The sequence below is a fragment of the Corynebacterium sp. UD i78 genome, assembly GCF_056280545.1.
Genome location: NZ_JBWCED010000001.1, coordinates 78,415 through 94,954 on the forward strand (window position 1 = coordinate 78,415; position 16,540 = coordinate 94,954).

At 65.7% G+C, this 16,540-nt stretch carries 11 protein-coding genes, 4 tRNA genes and 1 rRNA gene; 13 read left to right on the forward strand and 3 right to left on the reverse strand.

Features of this window, described 5'->3' with window-relative positions; translation table 11 throughout:
• The first annotated feature begins 802 nt into the window (after nt 1-802).
• Nucleotides 803-1,627 carry a pyruvate, water dikinase regulatory protein gene (locus ACZ9GM_RS00355; RefSeq protein WP_291476149.1) on the forward strand — a complete coding sequence of 275 codons (825 nt, stop codon included), beginning with the start codon at nt 803-805 and terminating at the stop codon, nt 1,625-1,627.
• Between the two features lie 22 nt (nt 1,628-1,649).
• Nucleotides 1,650-4,076 carry a phosphoenolpyruvate synthase gene (gene ppsA / locus ACZ9GM_RS00360; protein WP_291476148.1) on the forward strand — a complete coding sequence of 809 codons (2,427 nt, stop codon included), beginning with the start codon at nt 1,650-1,652 and terminating at the stop codon, nt 4,074-4,076.
• 151 nt (nt 4,077-4,227) lie between these two features.
• On the opposite strand, the gene ACZ9GM_RS00365 is transcribed toward ppsA, so the two are convergent.
• Nucleotides 4,228-4,992 (reverse strand): DUF3592 domain-containing protein, encoded by a 765-nt coding sequence (locus ACZ9GM_RS00365; protein ID WP_291476147.1) that lies wholly within the window; start codon nt 4,990-4,992, stop codon nt 4,228-4,230.
• Nucleotides 4,993-5,045: 53 nt separating this feature from the next.
• Between ACZ9GM_RS00365 and pabB the strand changes: the two genes are divergently transcribed.
• The 6 genes from pabB (at nt 5,046) to ACZ9GM_RS00395 (ending at nt 8,839) form a co-directional block, all read left to right on the forward strand.
• Nucleotides 5,046-7,220 (forward strand): aminodeoxychorismate synthase component I, encoded by a 2,175-nt coding sequence (gene pabB, locus ACZ9GM_RS00370; RefSeq protein ID WP_476036960.1) that lies wholly within the window; start codon nt 5,046-5,048, stop codon nt 7,218-7,220.
• Nucleotides 7,221-7,225: 5 nt separating this feature from the next.
• Nucleotides 7,226-8,014 carry a YggS family pyridoxal phosphate-dependent enzyme gene (locus tag ACZ9GM_RS00375; protein WP_291476145.1) on the forward strand — a complete coding sequence of 263 codons (789 nt, stop codon included), beginning with the start codon at nt 7,226-7,228 and terminating at the stop codon, nt 8,012-8,014.
• 117 nt (nt 8,015-8,131) lie between these two features.
• Nucleotides 8,132-8,204: transfer RNA gene (locus ACZ9GM_RS00380), tRNA-Glu, on the forward strand.
• 30 nt (nt 8,205-8,234) lie between these two features.
• Nucleotides 8,235-8,308: transfer RNA gene (locus tag ACZ9GM_RS00385), tRNA-Asp, on the forward strand.
• A 359-nt stretch (nt 8,309-8,667) separates the two neighbouring features.
• A tRNA-Asp gene (locus ACZ9GM_RS00390) sits at nt 8,668-8,741 on the forward strand.
• A 25-nt stretch (nt 8,742-8,766) separates the two neighbouring features.
• Nucleotides 8,767-8,839 (forward strand) — tRNA-Phe (locus ACZ9GM_RS00395).
• Nucleotides 8,840-8,931: 92 nt separating this feature from the next.
• Here the strand turns inward: ACZ9GM_RS00395 and epsC are convergent.
• Together epsC and cysK are read right to left on the reverse strand one after the other, a co-directional pair.
• The gene (gene epsC / locus ACZ9GM_RS00400; RefSeq protein ID WP_291476144.1) at nt 8,932-9,516 is read right to left on the reverse strand and encodes a serine O-acetyltransferase EpsC; all 585 of its coding nucleotides are present in this window, start codon (nt 9,514-9,516) and stop codon (nt 8,932-8,934) included.
• A 189-nt stretch (nt 9,517-9,705) separates the two neighbouring features.
• Complete coding sequence (gene cysK / locus ACZ9GM_RS00405; protein WP_291476143.1) at nt 9,706-10,641, reverse strand: cysteine synthase A; 936 nt, start codon at nt 10,639-10,641, stop codon at nt 9,706-9,708.
• 111 nt (nt 10,642-10,752) lie between these two features.
• Here cysK and ACZ9GM_RS00410 point away from each other — a divergent pair, with 111 nt between their 5' ends.
• The 5 genes from ACZ9GM_RS00410 to ACZ9GM_RS00430 all read left to right on the forward strand — a co-directional run bounded on the left by ACZ9GM_RS00410 (nt 10,753) and on the right by ACZ9GM_RS00430 (nt 16,270).
• Entirely contained in the window at nt 10,753-11,550 is a 798-nt protein-coding gene (locus tag ACZ9GM_RS00410) for an enoyl-CoA hydratase-related protein (RefSeq protein WP_291476142.1), read from the forward strand.
• 3 nt (nt 11,551-11,553) lie between these two features.
• Nucleotides 11,554-12,030, forward strand: coding sequence for a DUF2505 family protein (locus ACZ9GM_RS00415; RefSeq protein WP_476036961.1), 477 nt, complete (start codon nt 11,554-11,556; stop codon nt 12,028-12,030).
• 215 nt (nt 12,031-12,245) lie between these two features.
• Entirely contained in the window at nt 12,246-13,091 is an 846-nt protein-coding gene (ramA, locus tag ACZ9GM_RS00420) for an acetate metabolism transcriptional regulator RamA (protein ID WP_014009136.1), read from the forward strand.
• 27 nt (nt 13,092-13,118) lie between these two features.
• The gene (gene murA / locus ACZ9GM_RS00425; protein ID WP_476036962.1) at nt 13,119-14,381 is read left to right on the forward strand and encodes a UDP-N-acetylglucosamine 1-carboxyvinyltransferase; all 1,263 of its coding nucleotides are present in this window, start codon (nt 13,119-13,121) and stop codon (nt 14,379-14,381) included.
• 373 nt (nt 14,382-14,754) lie between these two features.
• Nucleotides 14,755-16,270: ribosomal RNA gene (locus ACZ9GM_RS00430) — 16S ribosomal RNA — on the forward strand.
• Nucleotides 16,271-16,540: the final 270 nt, after the last annotated feature.

Consider the following 16,540-nt stretch of genomic DNA (forward strand, 5'->3'; position numbering starts at 1 on the left):
CATCGCCTCCTGAGCCAGCCACAGACGACGGCGATAGTCACCGGCAGCGACCTGCTGCTGCTCCGCTGTTTCAGAGGTACCTAGGCGGCGCTCCGCGCCGCTGTTCAATGCGCCAAAAGTAGTCTGTTCGCCACGGGTAGACCGATGTCCGGTCGCCGGGTTACGCTTGGTCCGTGCGGGTGTACTCCGCATGGCATCGCCTTTCGGTTGGCGATGCTGACGCTCGGGTGGTCTGTGGTAGGTCCGCCCTGGAGCCCAGTGGCCCCGATTACGCCTAGTTCGCGTAATCGGGGCACTTTTACGCCCTCACGGACGTGCCCCAGGCGACTAGAAACGGCCTTTTAATCCGCAGGTCGTGGGTTCGAGCCCCACAGGGCCCACAGTCAGTGAATGCAGATCAGAGGGTCTGTCGGGAAGTCCCGGCAGGCCCTCTCCTGTGTGCTCTGGGCCTCGGCGCCTGAGTGTCATGAGGAAATCGCGGGCGGATTCAGAGGGCGGATTCAGAGGGCGGATTCAGAGGGTCATGGAAACAGTTCCCGTCAGAAAGGACTGCCATCCATGTCTGTTTCGAAACTCATGACGGGAATCCCTCAGCATGTGGCGGGCGAGGGGTGGGAGAGCGGGACCCGCAGCGGCTCGCGTGCGTCGGGCGACCCCCGTCCGGGGTTGAGATCCCACAGTGGCCACAGAAAACAGACAGATACCGCTGCTACCCTCGGGGGCACTTTCAGCCTCGACGGAATGCTGACGGGGCGCCGATGGAACGACCCACGACCAGAGCCCGACCTCAGTGAGGACGCACATGGTGGAAACGACAGGACGCTCTGTCTACTTCGTCTCCGACAGCACCGGCATCACTGCGGACACTCTGGGAAATGCACTGCTCGCACAGTTCCCGGACCTCGACTGGCGGCGTCACCACCTGCCCTTCATCGAGTCCGTCGAGACCGCCCGTCGTGCCGTGGACCAGATCACCACGGAGAGCGCCGAAGGTCCCGGCCACGCCCCGCTGATCTTCGTCACCGTCCGCGACACCGCCGTGGCCGCGGAACTGAGCAAGGCCCCCGGTGAGGTCATCGACCTGCTCGGCACCCACCTTGCCCGCATGGAGGACATCCTCGGCACCGAACGCTCCGGCAGGGCCACCGCCTACCACCGTGTCGGCAACATGGAGCGCTACCACGACCGCATCGACGCGGTGGAGTTCTCCATCGCCCACGACGACGCCGCCGACCTGCGACACCTGGAGACGGCGGATCTCATCCTCCTGGCCCCGTCACGGTGCGGCAAGACCCCCACCGCCATGTATCTCGCGCTGCAGCACGGCCTGCGCGTCGCCAACTACCCGCTCACCGAGGAGGACCGGCCCGGCGAACTCCCGCCGGCGTTGACAGACCACAAAGACAGGCTCTTCGGCCTGACCACCACCGCCCAACGACTCAGCGAGGTCCGGGGCGAACGAAGACCCGGCAGCGGCTATGCCAGTCCCGCCCGTTGCCGGGCCGAACTCCGCCAGGCAGAACAGCTCTACCGGACCCACCGCATCCCCTACATTGACTCCCACGCCATGAGTGTGGAGGAGATGGCCAGCATCATTCTCACCACCATGGACCTGCGCCGCACCTGAGCAGGAATGAAAGGACCACACCATGTCCGGAAACAGCACTGACAAGACCCGGAACGTCATCCCCTTCGACCACCTCGGCATGGACGACGTCCCCGAGGTCGGCGGAAAGAACGCCTCTCTCGGTGAGATGGTCGTCAACCTCGCCGACGCCGGCGTCCACGTCCCCGGTGGTTTCGCCACCACCGCCGACGCCTACCGTGATTTCCTCGCCCTCGACGGTCTCGACAGGAAGATCAGTGAGGCTCTCGCCGACCTCGACATCGACAACGTCAACGAGCTGACGAAGCGCGGCGAGCAGATCCGTCAGTGGATCCTCGACCAGCCCTTCCCCGAGGCGCTCGAGCAGGATATCCGGGACAACTACGCCGACCTCGTCGACAATGACCCCCACCCCGAGGAGGTCACCTGGGCGGTGCGGTCCTCCGCCACCGCCGAGGACCTGCCCGACGCGTCCTTCGCCGGCCAGCAGGAGACCTACCTCAACATCGGCGGGATCGACAACATCCTCGAGGCCGTGAAGTGGGTCTTCGCGTCCCTCTACAACGACCGCGCGATCGCCTACCGCGTCCACCACGGTTTCCACCACGACGATGTCGCGCTCTCCGCCGGTGTTCAACGCATGGTCCGCACCGACATCGGTGCCTCGGGTGTCATGTTCACCGTCGACACTGAGTCCGGTTTCGACCGCGCGGTCTTCGTCACCGCGTCCTACGGGCTCGGCGAAGCTGTGGTCCAGGGGGCGGTGAACCCGGACGAGTTCTACGTCTCCAAGCCCGCCGTGCGTGACGGGAAGACCGGGAAGGACGCCGTCCTCTCCCGCACCGTCGGCGGCAAGGCCGTCGCGATGCGCTATGCCGAGGGGACCGGCATCGAGACCGCCACCCGCTGGGAGGATGTCGCCGAGGACGACCGGAACCGCTTCTGCATCACCGATGAGCAGGTCACCGAACTTGCCCGTCACGCCGTCGCCATCGAGGACCACTACGGCCGACCGATGGACATCGAGTGGGGGCTCGACGGCCAGGACGGACAGCTCTACATTCTGCAGGCCCGCCCGGAGACGGTCGTGTCGCGCCGGGAGGGGCAGTCCCTGTCCCGCTTCGAGTTCGCGGCGGACGCCACCACCGGTGCGGAGGTCCTCGTCGAGGGACGCTCCATCGGCCAGCGGATCGGCGCCGGTCCCGTGCGGGTGCTGCGTTCCCTCAAGGACATGGACAAGATGCAGGTCGGTGACGTCCTCGTCGCCGAGATCACCGACCCCGACTGGGAGCCGGTGATGAAGCGTGCCTCGGCCATCATCACCGAACGCGGTGGCCGCACCTGCCACGCGGCGATCATCGCCCGCGAGCTCGGGGTCCCCGCCATCGTCGGTACCGGGGACGCCACCTCGGCGCTCGCCGACGGCACCGAGGTCACCGTCTCCTGTGCCGAGGGTGACACCGGACGCGCCTACCGGGGCGTCCTGGACTTCGAGGAGAAGACCACGGACCTCGGGGAGATGCCGGAGATCCCGGTGAAGCTCATGATGAACGTCGCCACCCCTGACCAGGCGTTCGCCTTCTCCGCCCTGCCGAACAGCGGTGTGGGTCTGGCGCGCATGGAGTTCATCATCAACCGGCAGATCGGGGTGCACCCGAAGGCGCTGCTGGAGCGCGACAGCCTACCTGTGGACCTGCAGGCGCAGGTCGACGAGATCACCGCGGCCTACCCGGACCCGGAGGAGTTCTTCATCCGGCGCGTCGTCGAGGGTGTCTCCACCATCGCCGCGGCCTTCGCCCCGAAGCCTGTGATCGTGCGCCTGTCGGACTTCAAGACCAACGAGTACGCCAACCTCGTCGCCGGTGAACGCTACGAGCCGGACGAGGAGAACCCGATGCTCGGCTACCGCGGTGCGGCCCGGTACGTCTCCGAGGAGTTCCGTGACTGCTTCGCCATGGAGTGTGAGGCGCTGCGCCGCGTCCGCGAGGACATGGGTCTGGACAACGTGAAGATCATGGTGCCGTTCGTCCGCACCACCGACGAGCTCGACGAGGTGCTGGAGGTCATGGCGTCCCACGGGCTGAATCGTGGTGAAGGTGCCGGTGAGGACGGCCTGCAGGTCGTCATGATGTGCGAGATCCCGGCGAACTACCTGCTCGCCGACGAATTCCTCGACCGGGTCGACGGTTTCTCCATCGGCTCGAATGACATGACGCAGCTGGTCCTCGGTGTCGACCGTGATTCCGGCCTCGTCGCACACGACTTCGACGAGCGCAATCCCGCGGTGCTCAAGGTGCTGGCGTCCGCTATCTCTTCGTGTACCGCGCGCGGCAAGTACGTCGGCATCTGCGGCCAGGGCCCGTCGGACCACCCTGACCTCGCCGCATGGCTGGTGGAGCAGGGCATCGAGTCGATGTCGCTGACCCCGGACACCGTGGTGAGGACCTGGCTGTCCCTGGCGGGGGAGTAGCCGTTCAGTCTGTCGTCGCGAGTCGTCCGATCTCCGCGACGACGAGGTCGGCGGCCATCCGGGACAGAGTGCGCCCGCCTCGAGGACGACGGTCACGTCGGGCGTGCCGGCGTCCGTGTACCGCCGGCGAAACACTGGCCCGGTGTCCCGCTCAGGGCAGGCGTCCGGGCCCGCGCTGTCGGCGCGCCCGTCCTGTGGCCCGGTGTGCCGCCGCACTTGTCCAGTCGACCGAGATACTCCGCCGACGCCCGGGGTGGTCCGGGTCGAAGTGGACCGTCACGGCGTCCCCCTCTTCCACGAGGCGGACGTTCCTCGGTGCGAGACGCCTGACCCACCGTCGCGTCCCCGAGGTGTCGGTGAATCGGATCGTCGCGCGGTGTCGTAGCCGGCGCTCGTCCTCGACGAAGCTCCACACACCCGTGACCTGACCCGGGGACCCGGCACCGTGGAACCGGATCTCGTCCCGGTGACGCTGTAACGCGGCGCGGTAGGCGGTGATCAGCCACGGCGCGGCAAAGAACAGGACGCCGACGACCGTCACAGGCAGTGCCCAGCTCAGGGTGGCGTGATGGTGTTCACCGGACAGGGTCGACAGACCACCGACCCCGATGCTGAGGGCCACCGTCCCCAGGTAACGGAAGACGTCGTAGCCGACGGACCACACGCCCTCCCGGTTCCGCACGAGGAAGACCATGAGCAGCAGGAGGATCAGTCCCGATGTCCAGGATGCACTGAGCCAGACCCCTGGTTCGTCCTGCAGGGAACCGGTACCGGAACTGCTCCACGCCGTAGGCTGTCCCATCACGCGTCCGGTCCGGACACCGACCACAGCGACCGGGACCCACAGCAGGACCGCCACGGCCACCGCACCCCGCGGCATCCGCCAGAATCTGTTACCTGGATCACGTGTGGTCATGGTGTCGACTCTATCGGGAGAGCGCAGGGGGCGGCGGCGGTAATCTCAGCGGCATGATCAGGACGCTGCTCGTCGACAACCACGACTCCTTCACCTTCAACCTCGTCCACGACCTCATCCGGGTCAACGGTGAAGAGCCCGTCGTCGTGCCGAACGACTGGGACCGGTGGGACATCGACGGTGCCGCTCTGCTCGACCGTATCGACAACATCGTCATCTCCCCGGGGCCCGGCACACCGCTGAACCCGGACGACGTCGGCATCTGCCCGGCCGTCATCACCGCCGCCGTCGAACGAGGCATCCCGGTCCTCGGCATCTGCCTCGGTCACCAGCTCATCGCCCACCTCTACGGCGGTACCGTCGGGCCCGCGGATGAACCGGTCCACGGCAGGTCCTCGCAGGTCACCCATGGCGGCCGCGACATCTTCCGTGGCGTCCCCTCGCCGTTCGAGGTGGTGCGCTACCACTCCCTGGCCGTCACCGGTCTCCCCGGTGCCGTCACCGTGGACGCCCGTAGCGACGACGGCACGGTCATGGGGCTCAGCGTCCCCGGCAAGCTGCTGTGGGGAGTGCAGTTCCACCCGGAGTCGGTGAAGACCGGGCACGGGCCGGAACTGCTCGCCAACTTCGCCGACCTCACCCGCGCCCACGGCCGTATCCGTACCGTCCGCGACAAGGTCGTCCCACTCACCGGGTTGGACGCGGCGGGTACCCGCAGGCTCTCCCAGGACCTTTTCCGCACCCTGTACGGGGACGTCACCGGCCCCGCCGTCTGGCTCGACGGCAACGCGGACTCCGATCCACGGGCGAGGTTCTCGGTCATGGGGGCGGCCACCGGCGACCATGCCGGCCCCTCGGCCCGGACCGTCACCGCGGACGTGGACGCCGGAACGGTCACTGTCTCCCGCGGCGACAGCGGAGCGGAGGAGATCCGCACCGAGCAGGCGGACATCCTCGACTGGCTGCGGTCCGACCTGGAACGGTGGAACATCCGTGGTGGTGGACTCGACGATGACCTCGCCGGTGAGCCGCCGTTCGCCTTCCGCCTCGGCTGGGTCGGCGTCCTCGGCTACGGGGTGAAGGCTCAGTGCTGTTCCGGCGAGGGTGGACCGAACCGGCATCCGGCTGCGGAGGTCGGCCAGCCGGACGCGGCGTTCGTCTTCCTCGACCGGGCGGTCGTCATCGACCATGAACAGGCCGAGGCACACCTGCTGTGCCTTGACCGTCCGTTGGCGAAGGACGCCGGCCCCTGGGCCACCGCCGCCGAGACCGCCTGGGTCGAGCAGACCGCGGCGGTGGTGCGGAACCTGGTCAACGGAGCAGAGGGTGCGCAGAGGGGTGCGCAGAGGGGTGCGCAGAGGGATGAGCAGGGGGATGCGCGGGACGGGACCGCTCCGGTCGCGGCGTCCGTCACCATGCACGGGCGGGCCGACTACCGGGCAAGCGTCCGGAAGATCCAGGACCTCATCCGCGCCGGGGAAACCTACGAGGCCTGCCTCACCACCACTCTCGACGTGGCGTCGGCGGCCGACGACCTCGACATCTACACCGCGTTGCGGCGCGACAATCCCGCGCCCTTCGCGTCCTTCCTGCGACTTCCCGGTGTGACGGTGATGTCCACCTCCCCGGAACGGTTCCTGCGGGTCTCCGTCGACGGACTCGTCACCTCCTCTCCGATCAAGGGGACCCGACCGGTCGGCGACACCGAGGAGGCGGACCTGCGCATCCGGGCGGACCTGCAGCACAGTGAGAAGGACCGGGCGGAGAACCTCATGATTGTCGACCTGGTGCGCCACGATCTCGGCCGCGTCGCCGCGCCGGGCACCGTCCAGGTCCCCGAACTGTTCAGCATCGAGAGCTACGCCACGGTCCATCAGCTGGTCAGTACCGTCACCGCGCGTCTGGGGGAGGGACGCACCGGAGTGGACGCCGTCCGGGCGTCCTTCCCGCCGGGATCGATGACCGGCGCCCCGAAGGAACGCACGATGCGCATCCTCGAGGAGCTGGAGGACGCCCCGCGCGGTGTGTACAGCGGTGCGGTCGGTTACTTCTCTCTCGACGGTGCGGTCGATCTGTCGGTGGTCATCCGCACCCTCGTCGCCGCCCGGAACGGTCAGGAGCGTCGGCTGAGCTACGGCGTCGGAGGGGCGGTGGTGACCCAGTCCGATCCGGACGCCGAGTACGACGAGACGGTGATCAAGGCCCGGCCGGTGCGGCGACTAGGCTGAACAGTGTGACTGAGACTGATCTTTCCCCTGAGTCCCGCACCGGGACGTCCGCAGATTTCCGTGCCCGGTGGGACGCGGTGCGCGCCCGCGTCGATGAGGCGGCCCGCGCCGCCGGCCGTGACCCTGCCGAGATCCGCCTGCTGCCGGTGAGCAAGACCGTGCCGGTGGAGCGGCTGCGTCTGGCGGTGGACGCGGGGATGACCGAACTCGCGGAGAACAAGCCGCAGGAGATCGGACGGAAGGCCGTCGAGATGGCTGACCTGCCGGTCCGGTGGGTCGCGATCGGACACCTGCAGACCAACAAGGCGAAGATCATCGCCGAGCATGCCGCGGAGTTCCAGGCGCTCGACTCGGTGCGACTGGCCGAGGCGCTGCAGCGTCGTCTGGAGGCGCTCGATGAGTCGGCGGACGGGTCTGCGGGAGGTCCGCCGGACGGCCCTGCGCGGACACTGGATGTCCTGGTGCAGGTGAACACCTCGGGGGAGGAAGCGAAGACCGGGGCGTCCCCCGAGGAGGTCGATGAGATCCTCGATGCGGCGTCCCGGTGTGACCGGCTGCGGGTCCGTGGATTCATGACGGTGGCCGTGCACAGTGAGGACGAGTCCGAGGTGCGGGCCTGTTTCGTGCAGCTGCGGGGGATCCTGGAGCGGGCGCGTGAGCGGGCCGTCGTGGATCCGGCGCTGCTCACCGAACTGTCGATGGGGATGTCCGGGGACTTCCCACTGGCCATCGCGGAAGGCGCGACCTGTGTTCGGGTCGGCACGGCGCTGTTCGGTGCGCGCGACTACCCGTAGGCGGAGTTGAACCGCCTGGTCAGGGCATATTTTTGTGTATGATCGGGCGGTGGCCTATTCTAAACGAGCTGCCGACCTGAGCGGCCCGGTCAACGGGTTGTCTTCGGTAGAGGTAGAGCTCCCATCGTCTAGTGGCCTAGGACTCCGCCCTTTCACGGCGGCAACACGGGTTCGAATCCCGTTGGGAGTACTGTGGACACACAGTTTCCACTTCTTGTCTGGCCCTGTGGCGCAGTTGGTTAGCGCGCCGCCCTGTCACGGCGGAGGTCGCGAGTTCAAGTCTCGTCAGGGTCGCAACATGGACGGCGGGTCCCCACTTCGGTGGGGCCCGCCGTTTGTCGTGTGCGTGGATGTCGGGGTGGTGCAGACCCTCTGGCCCTGTCTGGCCCTGTCTGGCCCTGTCGCGCGTACACGATCATCACGTCTTCGGACCTGGCGTTGTACCGACTGCCCCGATCCGTGATGATCGTGTACGGACGGTAGTGCGCCTCGGACCCGGCGGGTATGTGCCGGGTAGGTGCCGGGGCGTATCTGGGATGCGTCTCGGATGGAGCCTGTTAAGGGGCGTCCTACATGCTGGTTTGCCGGTTCTACGGGGCCTGTGTAGAGTATCGCCTCGTGCAAGGGACACGCCGCGAGGCGATCCGCAGCACGGCCCTGTGGCGCAGTTGGTTAGCGCGCCGCCCTGTCACGGCGGAGGTCGCGAGTTCAAGTCTCGTCAGGGTCGCTGAAGAGGGGTACGCCCCTTTTCTGCCCAGATAGCTCAGTTGGTAGAGCGTACGCCTGAAAAGTGTAAGGTCCCTGGTTCGATCCCTGGTCTGGGCACACTGAACAATCCCCCGCGGAACACTCCGCGGGGGATTTCGTGCGTCCGGAGCCCGGTCGTGTCCCCGGTGTGAACCGGGGACGCGGCGCCCTCAGATGTTGTTCTGGAGGTCGTCCACGTAGGACGCCGGCTCGACCAGGGGGGTGTGCTCGTCTGCCTTGCGGGGGCGGATCTTCGCCGGGATACCGACGAGGATCGAGTTCTCCGGGGCGTCCTTGGTCACCACGGCGTTGCCGCCGATCGCGGAGCCGGCCCCGATGGTGATAGGGCCCAGGACCTTCGCGCCCGCACCGACCATCACGCCGTCGCCGATGGTGGGGTGACGCTTGCGCTGGACGAGCTCTGAGCCGCCGAGAGTGACGCCGTGGTACAGCATGACGTCATCGCCGATCTCGGCCGTCTCACCGATCACCACGCCCATTCCGTGGTCGATGAAGAAGCGGCGTCCGATGGTGGCGCCGGGGTGGATCTCCACGCCGGTGAGGAAGCGGGTGAACTGGCTGAGGATGCGGGCCGGTCCCTTGGCACCGCGGACCCACAGTCTGTGCGCCAGACGGTGGCTCCAGATGGCGTGGAGGCCTGAGTAGACCAGGGCGTTCTCCAGGTCACCGCGCGCTGCGGGATCGTGGGTCCTGGCGTTCGCCAGGTCCTCCTTGAGGGTGCTGAGCAGACTCACCGTCGAGTCGCCTCCTTGTGTTGTCCTTGTGTTGTCCTGTGTTGTCACTGCAGTTGTCCTGCGGCTGTGGTTTCCTCTGTCACACGGTACCGTCCCTGTCACGACCGACGGCCCCGTACCGCCACTCCGTGCGGGAGAGGCGGTGCGGGGCCGTTGTGCGGCATGTGTCCCGGGGGACGGTCCTGTCGACTAGTCGCGCAGGTCGTCGAACAGGAGGGTGGAGACGTAGCGCTCGCCGAAGTCGGCGACGACGGCGACGATCAGCTTGCCCTCGTTCTCCGGCTTCTTGGCCTCCTCGACGGCGGCCCAGATGTTGGCACCGGTGGAGATACCGACCAGGATGCCCTCCTTGGCGGCGATCTCGCGGGCGTACTTCACGGAATCCTCGATGGTGGCGTCGTACACCTCGTCGATGATGTCCTTGTCCAGGTTGTCCGGGAAGAAGTTGGTGCCGATGCCCTGGATCTTGTGCGGGCCGAACTTGCCCTCGGTCAGCAGCGGGGAGTCCTTGGGCTCGACGCCGACGATCTTGACGTCCGAGCTCTGCTCCTTGAGGTACTTGCCGGCGCCGGAGACGGTGCCGCCGGTGCCGATGCCGGCGATGAAGACGTCGACCTTGCCGTCGGTGTCGGCCCAGATCTCCGGACCGGTGGTCTCGTAGTGGGCCTTCGGGTTTGCCGGGTTGGCGAACTGGCGGGCCAGGACGGCGTTCTCGGTGTTCTCGACGATCTCGTTGGCCTTGTCGACGGCACCCTGCATGCCGGCGGGCGGCGGGGTGAGGACGAGCTCGGCACCGAGGGCGCGCAGCATGATGCGACGCTCGAGGGACATGGACTCCGGCATGGTCAGGATGACCTTGTAGCCGCGGGCGGCGCCGACGGTGGCCAGGGCGATACCGGTGTTACCGGAGGTGGCCTCGACGATGGTGCCGCCGGGCTTCAGGGTGCCGTCCTCGACAGCGGCGTCGATGATGGCCGCACCGATGCGGTCCTTGACGGAGTTGCCGGGGTTGGCGGACTCGAGCTTGACGGCGACGGTGCCGGGAAGACCCTCGGTGAGCTTGTTCAGCTTCACCAGAGGGGTGTTGCCGATGAGGTCGGTGATGTTCTCGTAGATCTTTGCCATGGCTGCTGCAGGCCGTCCTTCCGGGGGAATCGAGTGGCTAGACCGATCGGTCTGTCCGTTTCGTGGCAAGTGTACATCAGTCCGACCCGGGGTGTCGACGGCCGTGACACAATGGCCACCATGACTGACTCAGAAACCACGTACGAGATGATCCTCACCTCCGTCGCCGACGGCGTCGCCACCGTCACACTGAACCGGCCCAAGGCACTCAACGCCCTCAACCAGACCGTCATGGAGGAGGTCGTCGGCGCGTTGGAGCTCTTCGACGCCGACCAGACCGTCGGGGCGATCGTCATCACCGGCAGCGAGAAGGCCTTCGCCGCCGGCGCCGACATCACCCAGATGAAGGACCAGACCTGGCCCGACATCAAGCTCAAGCGCTTCTACGCCCAGTGGGAGCGGGTCGCGAACATCCAGACCCCGGTCATCACTGCGGTCCAGGGCTTCGCCCTCGGCGGCGGCTGTGAGCTCGCCATGATGGGCGACATCATCCTCGCCAGCGAGAAGGCGAAGTTCGGCCAGCCCGAGATCACCCTCGGCGTCATCCCCGGTATGGGCGGTACCCAGCGCCTCACCCGTGCCGTCGGTAAGTACAAGGCGATGGACCTCATCCTCACCGGCCGCATGATGGGCGCCGAGGAAGCCGAGCGGGCCGGTCTGGTCTCCCGGATCCTGCCGGTCGAGGGCTTCACGGATGCGGTAGCCGACGTCGCACGCAAGGTGGCGTCCTTCTCCCGCGTGGCGTTGGCCGCCGCGACCGAGACGGTGGACGCCGCCCTCAACACCCCCCTGACCGAAGGGATGCGCCAGGAGCGCGAGGCGTTCTGGGGCCTGTTCGCCACCGAGGACCAGAAAGAGGGGATGGCGGCCTTCGTCGAGAAGCGCGATCCCGAGTGGAGGCACCGCTAGATCATGGCTACCAGGGCAACCACCGTCGTCCGCGAGATCGCCGTACCGATCGAGCGCGTCCGCGAGGTCACGGTCTCCGAGGAATTCCTGCTCACCCTGGACACGGATGACGCGGCGATGCGCATCCGCGACGGCCACCGGGAGGTCCATGAGGACGGTTCGGTGGACGCCACCGTCACCGCCGTCGTGGGGGAGGGGGACAAGGAACTGGAGATGATCCAGAAGACCGAGGTCTCCGAGGTGCGCGAGGACGGCTCCTTCAGCATCTTCACCTCGGTGCCGCTGCCCAAGGACATCGGCACCATGGCCACCAACCAGGTCTACCGGCCCGAGGGGGACGCTACGCTGCTGGAGTCCACGGTCGCCGTCGAGGTGCACATCGCGCTGGTCGGGGCGAAGATCGCCTCGAAGGTCCTCGAGGGTGCACCGTCCTCCACGGAGAAGGGTGTGGCCCGCATTCTCAGGCTGGCGGAGCAGTAGAAGGCGCCACAGGGAGCTGACGGGGGCGGGGACGCAGAGTGCAGAGCCTGCGTCCGCCCTCCGGTCGGGGGTGGAACGGGCCCCGGAGGAAAGACACGGGGGCGATTTGGGGGTGGCCAGGGGGGTTGCCTATACTCAGGAATGAACACTGAGTGCCCCCGTTGTAGGGGGTCAAGTCCACCTGGGGTAGCGCAGGTGCTGGAGAAAGGCGAGCCGTGGAGCAGCAGCGTCACCGCGATGACGAGGACGCGATCCGGTCGGCACTGTCGTCCCTCAAGAACTCGACCGGTATCCCGGTCACGATGTTCGGGGCGTGCCAGTCGGACGGTCGTATGGTGATCAACCAGTGGGTGGGTCTGCGGACTCCGGCCCTGAACAACCTCTCCATCGAGGCCGGCCAGGGTGTCGGTGGCCGGGTCATGGCGACCCGACGGCCGGTCGGTGTCTCCGACTACATCCGGGCGAAGTCGATCTCCCACGAGTTCGACCGCCCGATCCGGGACGAGGGGCTGCACTCCATCGTCGCCGTGCCGGTCATCGTGGGCCGTGACATGCGTGGCGTCCTCTACGCCGGTGTGCACTCCCCGGTCCGCATGGGGGACAAGGTGCTCGAGGAGGTCACCATGACCGCCCGCACCCTGGAGCAGGACCTCGCGGTCAACGGTGCCCTGCGTCGTGCGGACGCCGGCCCGCGGGAACCCGCGGTCAAGCAGGTGCGTTCGATGTCCGGTGCGGAGTGGGAGCAGGTCCGTGCCACGCACTCGCGGCTGCGGATGCTCGCCAACCGGGTCGAGGACGAGGAGATTCGTCGCGATCTCGAGGTGCTCTGCGACCAGATGGTCAGCCCGGTGCGGGTCAAGCAGACCACCAAGCTCTCCGCCCGTGAACTCGATGTGCTGTCCTGTGTGGCTCTGGGGCACACCAATGTCGAGGCGGCCGACGAAATGGGTATCGGCGCGGAGACCGTGAAGAGTTACCTGCGGTCGGTGATGCGCAAGCTCGGCGCCCACACCCGGTACGAAGCCGTCAACGCCGCACGACGCATCGGGGCGCTGCCCTGATCCAGCCGGACCGTTAGGGTGGGGGGCGTGAAAGAACATTTCCTGGTGACCGGAGGCGCGCGCCTCGTCGGATCTGTGATGGTGGACGGGGCCAAGAACAGCGTCCTCAAGCTCATGTCCGCCGCCCTTCTCGCCGAGGGGACGACGGTACTGCACAACATCCCCGACATCTCTGATGTGGGATACATGGTCAAGGTGCTCGAGGGGCTCGGATGTGAGGCACACATCGACGGGGACAGCGTGACGGTCACCGTGCCGGCGGAGATCTCCTGGAATGCCGACATCGATCCGGTACGTCAGTTCCGCGCCTCGGTCTGCGTCCTCGGTCCCCTGACCGCGCGGTGCCACCACGCCGTGGTCGCCCTTCCCGGCGGGGACGCCATCGGCAGCCGGCCGCTGGACATGCACCAGTCGGGCCTGGAGAAGATGGGTGCGGTCACCCGCATCGAACACGGGTGTGTCGTCGCCGAGGTCGAGACGCTGCACGGGGCGGAGATCTCCCTCGACTTCCCGTCGGTGGGTGCCACCGAGAACATCCTCATGGCGGCGGTACTCGCCGAGGGCGAGACTGTGCTGGACAATGCGGCGCGGGAACCGGAGATCGTGGATCTGTGCCACATGCTGCAGGAGATGGGTGCACAGATCGAGGGGGAGGGGACGAACACCATCACCGTCACCGGTGTACCCAGGCTCAGTCCCGTGGAGCACCGGGTCGTCGGGGACCGGATTGTCGCCGGTACCTGGGCCTACGCCGCAGCCATGACGCAGGGCGACGTCACCGTGGGTGGAATCGACCCGGTGCACCTGCATCTTGTCCTCGAGAAGCTCAAGCTCGCCGGCGCGACCGTGGAGACCTACCCGACCGGGTTCCGGGTGATCCAGGAGCGTCGCGCCACTGCCGTGGACTACCAGACCCTGCCTTTCCCGGGATTCCCGACGGACCTGCAGCCGCTCGCCATTGCGCTGTGCACGGTGAGCGAGGGCATGAGTGTGATCACCGAGAACATCTTCGAGTCCCGCTTCCGGTTCGTCGATGAACTCACGCGCCTGGGGGCGGACGCCACTATCGACGGTCACCATGTGGTCATCCGCGGTCGTGAACAGTTGAGCTATGCACCGGTGTGGAGCTCGGACATCCGGGCCGGGGCCGGCCTGGTGCTTGCCGGACTGTGCGCTGACGGCGTGACCCAGGTCTACGACGTCCACCACATCGACCGCGGTTACCCGGGGTTCGTCGAGAACCTGTGCCGCCTCGGTGCGCAGGTTGAACGCGTCCAGGGCGACGAGTGACGCACTGAAATGCGTCATGACCAGCGAAGTTGTGGCGGTGCTGGCGCATGTGTAGATTGGTTCAGGTCGCCGCGACCGGCTGGGGGAACAAACCTGGTCCGTAGCGGTGTGCGGATGTTGTTTGAGAACTCAATAGCGTGATGAATCAAGTTTTTTGTCGCATGGTCGGCAGATGGTGACTTGGGTTGGTGCCGGCACGTGGGTGACTGCGTGTTAAATACTGAATCTCAGGTCTGTTCTGTCGGTTGTTGTGACCGGCGCATGGTTTCCCGGTCCCCCGACCGGGAGCATGCGTGGATATTCATTTTTTTGGATGTCAGCAGTTCAGTATATTTATTTTTGCCAGTGATGGCTCTTTATGGGGTTTATTGCTTTTATGGAGAGTTTGATCCTGGCTCAGGACGAACGCTGGCGGCGTGCTTAACACATGCAAGTCGAACGGAAAGGCCCTGCTTGCAGGGTACTCGAGTGGCGAACGGGTGAGTAACACGTGGGTGATCTGCCCTGCACTTCGGGATAAGCCTGGGAAACTGGGTCTAATACCGGATAGGACCATCGTTTAGTGTCGGTGGTGGAAAGTTTTTCGGTGCAGGATGAGCTCGCGGCCTATCAGCTTGTTGGTGGGGTAATGGCCTACCAAGGCGTCGACGGGTAGCCGGCCTGAGAGGGTGGACGGCCACATTGGGACTGAGACACGGCCCAGACTCCTACGGGAGGCAGCAGTGGGGAATATTGCACAATGGGCGCAAGCCTGATGCAGCGACGCCGCGTGGGGGATGAAGGCCTTCGGGTTGTAAACTCCTTTCAACCATGACGAAGCGGAAGTGACGGTAGTGGTAGAAGAAGCACCGGCTAACTACGTGCCAGCAGCCGCGGTAATACGTAGGGTGCGAGCGTTGTCCGGAATTACTGGGCGTAAAGAGCTCGTAGGTGGTTTGTCGCGTCGTCTGTGAAATTCCGGGGCTTAACTCCGGGCGTGCAGGCGATACGGGCATAACTTGAGTGCTGTAGGGGAGACTGGAATTCCTGGTGTAGCGGTGAAATGCGCAGATATCAGGAGGAACACCGATGGCGAAGGCAGGTCTCTGGGCAGTAACTGACGCTGAGGAGCGAAAGCATGGGTAGCGAACAGGATTAGATACCCTGGTAGTCCATGCCGTAAACGGTGGGCGCTAGGTGTGGGGGTCTTCCACGACTTCTGTGCCGTAGCTAACGCATTAAGCGCCCCGCCTGGGGAGTACGGCCGCAAGGCTAAAACTCAAAGGAATTGACGGGGGCCCGCACAAGCGGCGGAGCATGTGGATTAATTCGATGCAACGCGAAGAACCTTACCTGGGCTTGACATATGCCGGATCGGCGCAGAGATGCGTTTTCCCTTGTGGTCGGTATACAGGTGGTGCATGGTTGTCGTCAGCTCGTGTCGTGAGATGTTGGGTTAAGTCCCGCAACGAGCGCAACCCTTGTCTTGTGTTGCCAGCACGTTATGGTGGGGACTCGCGAGAGACTGCCGGGGTTAACTCGGAGGAAGGTGGGGATGACGTCAAATCATCATGCCCCTTATGTCCAGGGCTTCACACATGCTACAATGGTCGGTACAGTGGGTTGCTACACCGTGAGGTGGTGCTAATCCCTTAAAGCCGGTCTCAGTTCGGATTGGAGTCTGCAACTCGACTCCATGAAGTCGGAGTCGCTAGTAATCGCAGATCAGCAACGCTGCGGTGAATACGTTCCCGGGCCTTGTACACACCGCCCGTCACGTCATGAAAGTTGGTAACACCCGAAGCCAGTGGCCCAAACTCGTTAGGGAGCTGTCGAAGGTGGGATCGGCGATTGGGACGAAGTCGTAACAAGGTAGCCGTACCGGAAGGTGCGGCTGGATCACCTCCTTTCTAAGGAGCTTTATTTTTTGTGCATTCCGCGTCAATACGGGCGTCGGGTGTTTTTGTTTATCCGGGTGGAGATCAGCCCGTTTGTGGGTCGTTTGTCTGTGATTGTGTGACTGCTTGGTTCGTTGCGTTGTTGGGTGTCTGGAACAGCAGCTGTGTGTTGTTTGTTTCTGTTGGGGTTCTTGTGGCTGGTCGTGCATGGTTGTGTGTGGTTGGTTGTGGGTGCTCCGGGTCCTTTGTGACTGTGTTGTTTGAGAACTGTATAGTGGACGC

Bases quoted from the DNA above. Each gene is read 5' to 3' on its own strand.
- ppsA (WP_291476148.1), top strand. From the start codon at position 1,650: ATGTCCGGAAACAGCACTGACAAGACCCGGAACGTCATCCCCTTCGAC.
- cysK (WP_291476143.1), bottom strand. From the start codon at position 10,641: ATGGCAAAGATCTACGAGAACATCACCGACCTCATCGGCAACACCCCT.
- ACZ9GM_RS00355 (WP_291476149.1), top strand. From the start codon at position 803: ATGGTGGAAACGACAGGACGCTCTGTCTACTTCGTCTCCGACAGCACC.
- ACZ9GM_RS00365 (WP_291476147.1), bottom strand. From the start codon at position 4,992: ATGACCACACGTGATCCAGGTAACAGATTCTGGCGGATGCCGCGGGGT.
- ACZ9GM_RS00415 (WP_476036961.1), top strand. From the start codon at position 11,554: ATGGCTACCAGGGCAACCACCGTCGTCCGCGAGATCGCCGTACCGATC.
- ACZ9GM_RS00410 (WP_291476142.1), top strand. From the start codon at position 10,753: ATGGCCACCATGACTGACTCAGAAACCACGTACGAGATGATCCTCACC.
- pabB (WP_476036960.1), top strand. From the start codon at position 5,046: ATGATCAGGACGCTGCTCGTCGACAACCACGACTCCTTCACCTTCAAC.